This is a genomic window from Microcoleus sp. (genome assembly GCF_049646505.1).
Lineage (GTDB): Bacteria > Cyanobacteriota > Cyanobacteriia > Cyanobacteriales > Microcoleaceae > Microcoleus.
The window spans coordinates 1-3,211 of the sequence record NZ_JBARVX010000614.1; the positions used below are offsets into that span (position 1 = coordinate 1).

Sequence of the window (3,211 nt, forward strand, 5' to 3'; positions counted from 1 at the left end):
GGTTTGTACTATCCCTTTATTCGCATGAAAACAGACGGTTTCTGGCATATAACACCTAAGTCTGGATTTAAGGGATCAGAACCTAAAACAACAAACAAGTTAAAAGAAGCTGTAGAATACGCAAGTCTGGATAGTGAATTATTTAATCTACTGCAAGAACCACATTATAGAGCCGAATTAATAGATACACTGATAGCTGCATGGTTCTCATCAAACAGGGATGATCTCGGAGATATTTTGCAAGTTAATCAAGACTTTGAAAATGTTGCTCAGGCAGAAACAGAAATATCGGGCCTAGCAGGAAATATTGATGCAGAACCTCGATTCTATTTAACCAAATCGGCTGTAAGAAATGCTATTTTTAGGAAAGCCGTAGTACATACGTATAATTACAAATGTGCATTTTGTAGATTAAAAGTTATCAGGAATTTCACTCAAAATATTGTAGATGGCTCACATATCAAGCCTTTTTCAAAGTTTTATGACAATCAAATTAATAATGGGATATCCTTGTGTAAAAATCATCATTGGGCTTTTGACCAGGGTTGGTTTGCTATAGATGATAATTACAGAATTATCGTCGCTAATGACTTAGAAGAGGAATCGCCTAATGCCAGATGTATGAAAGATTTTCATAGTGAAACTATTCTCCTGCCAACTTTAGACCAATATCTACCAAGACTTGAATCGCTACACTGGCATCGGATGAATGTATTTAGAGCTTAATTACGTAACTGAGTTTGAAGAAATGACAGAAACAATGCTACCACTTTTTCCACCCCGTACCGTTAGGGACTTAGTAGAAGAAATAAAAAAATTAAGTCAAGAAATTAGAGATTTATATTGTTTAGATGATATTCCTTGGGTGGTAGGATATTCAGGAGGAAAAGATAGCACTACTGTAGTGCAGCTTATCTGGTATGCAATAGCAGAATTACCACCTGAAAAAAGAACGAAAAAAATCTATGTTATCACAACCGATACACTGGTAGAAAACCCGATAGTTTCTACTTGGGTACGTCACTCATTAAAACAGATGAAGTCTGCTGCTATAGAGCAACAGCTACCAATAGAACCTCATCTGCTTTATCCAGATGTTAAAGATACTTTCTGGGTAAACTTGATGGGAAAAGGCTATCCAGCACCGAGACATGGATTTCGCTGGTGTACTGAACGCCTGAAAATCCTTCCTTCTAATCGGTTTGTTCGTGATATGGTGAGAATTAATGGAGAAGTAATTCTTATATTGGGTACTCGAAAAGCTGAAAGTATTAAACGCGCTGTTTCAATGGAGAAACATGAAATAGGCCGCATGAGTGACCGTCTAAACGATCAATCTAGTTCCATTAAATCTTTACTTTATCAGAGTCCTAGTCTGCCTAATTCCCTAATTTATAGTCCGATAGAAGATTGGCGAACTGATGAAGTCTGGATTTATCTGAATCAGTGGTCTAATCCTTGGGAAAATAGCAACAAAGATTTATTTACTATGTATCGAGGTGCGACAGCAGACAATGAATGTCCTTTAGTTGTCGATACTTCTACGCCTAGCTGCGGCAGTTCTCGCTTTGGCTGCTGGGTTTGTACGATGGTAAGTCAAGATAAATCTATGGAGGCAATGATTCAAAACGATGAAGAAAAAGAATGGATGCAGCCTCTCCTCGATATTCGCAACGAATTAGACATTAAAAACGATCGCCCAAAAAGAGACTTCCGACGCATCTACGGTAGAGTAGAACTGTTTGAACGCAACATGGGCGACGACACAACCTCCGTCGAACCCATCCCCGGCCCGTACACCAAATTCTGGCGGGAACACTGGCTGAGACGAGTCTTAGAAGCACAAACTAAAATCCGCAAAACCGCACCCGAAGAAATGCGCGACATCACCTTAATTACCCCGGAAGAACTTAGCGAAATTCGCCGAATTTGGCTGGAACAAAAGCACGAATTTGACGACTCTTTGCCCCGCATTTACGAAGAAGTTACGGGCGAACCCTTTGAAGATTCCCGTCCCGCCGCCGAAAGAAAACTCCTCGGTAGCGACGAATGGACTGCCATCGCAGAAATTTGCAGCGAGGACAAAATGCACCTGGAATTGATGGCAAAACTCCTCGACACAGAACGCCAATACTACACAAAACCCCGCCGGACAGGTATTTACGCGGATTTGGACAAATGCTTTGAAACCAGTTCGCGATCGGAGAAAGAAGCCATTGGCAACGCCCACTATCAACGGAATTTAAAAAAAGCCGTCGAAGATGTCAAAGCAAATCCGACTGAGAATATTCAGCAAGTTAAAGATGCGATCGCCCAAACCAACACTTCTGCCAAAAATGATACGGCAGATATTGCCAAACTCAAACAAGAACTCGAAAGCAACAGCAGTGAAGGCAGGCAATTGTCTTGGGCCGATATTAAATATTCAACCCCAAATTCAGGAGAGGGAAAACATAGCGATTAGCAAGCAACCGCCTGCGGTCAAACCCAAACTTGTTGACAGCCACTCCGTGCGATCGCATATAATAGGTTGTCAACTAACCGCAGCATTACGAAACCATTATCGTTTAAATTACCAAATTTTTACGACCATCATAGACCCCAATATTCCCCATCAGGATCTGACATACAGCATCATCGGCTGTGCAATGAGAGTACACCGGAGGACACAAAAAGGTTTAAGAGAAAAACATTACCAAAGAGCATTTGATGCAGAAATGATTGAATCCGGTATTACAACAGAAATGGAATATCCCAGACAAATTTACGACGGTCAAGTTTGGATGGGAATCCTCTATCTAGACCATTGGGTCAATGAATGTATTGTAGTAGAGGATAAAGCCGTAAATTATCCAATGACCGATAAAGACCAAGCTCAAATCATAGCTTACTTAGCATCTACAGGAGCGAAAGTAGGTTTATTTATCAACTTTGGTCGCAGCAAATTAGAATATCACCGCATTCTTCCACCAAAATCTGTACAAGGTTGGCAAAAACACATTCAACCATACTTGTGGCGGCCGAAAACACATGGCAGAGGCTGGATGAGGGGAAGTTCAGGAACATACGAAGAAACAGATGCCGAACTCCCCTTACCTCCCAGCATTGGGTGCCAAAACCAGGAGGAAGATTCAACAGATATAATCGATTGGTAGCAAGGGAGGAGGGCGGTTAGCAGCGGATTTTGTAACGGATGTAACGGATGTAACGG

At 41.3% G+C, this 3,211-nt stretch carries 3 protein-coding genes; all 3 read left to right on the forward strand.

Annotated elements, in window-relative coordinates:
* The coding region (locus WBA89_RS28605) for an HNH endonuclease (protein WP_424411006.1) at positions 1-726 on the forward strand (726 nt) is incomplete at its 5' end.
* Between the two features lie 22 nt (positions 727-748).
* Positions 749-2,464, forward strand: a complete 1,716-nt coding sequence (dndC, locus tag WBA89_RS28610) for a DNA phosphorothioation system sulfurtransferase DndC (RefSeq protein ID WP_424411007.1) — start codon at positions 749-751, stop codon at positions 2,462-2,464.
* A 46-nt stretch (positions 2,465-2,510) separates the two neighbouring features.
* Complete coding sequence (locus WBA89_RS28615; protein ID WP_424411008.1) at positions 2,511-3,155, forward strand: GxxExxY protein; 645 nt, start codon at positions 2,511-2,513, stop codon at positions 3,153-3,155.
* The last annotated feature ends 56 nt before the right edge of the window (positions 3,156-3,211 follow it).

Coding starts and splice junctions, on each gene's coding strand:
- dndC (WP_424411007.1), top strand. CDS start 749: ATGACAGAAACAATGCTACCACTTTTTCCACCCCGTACCGTTAGGGAC.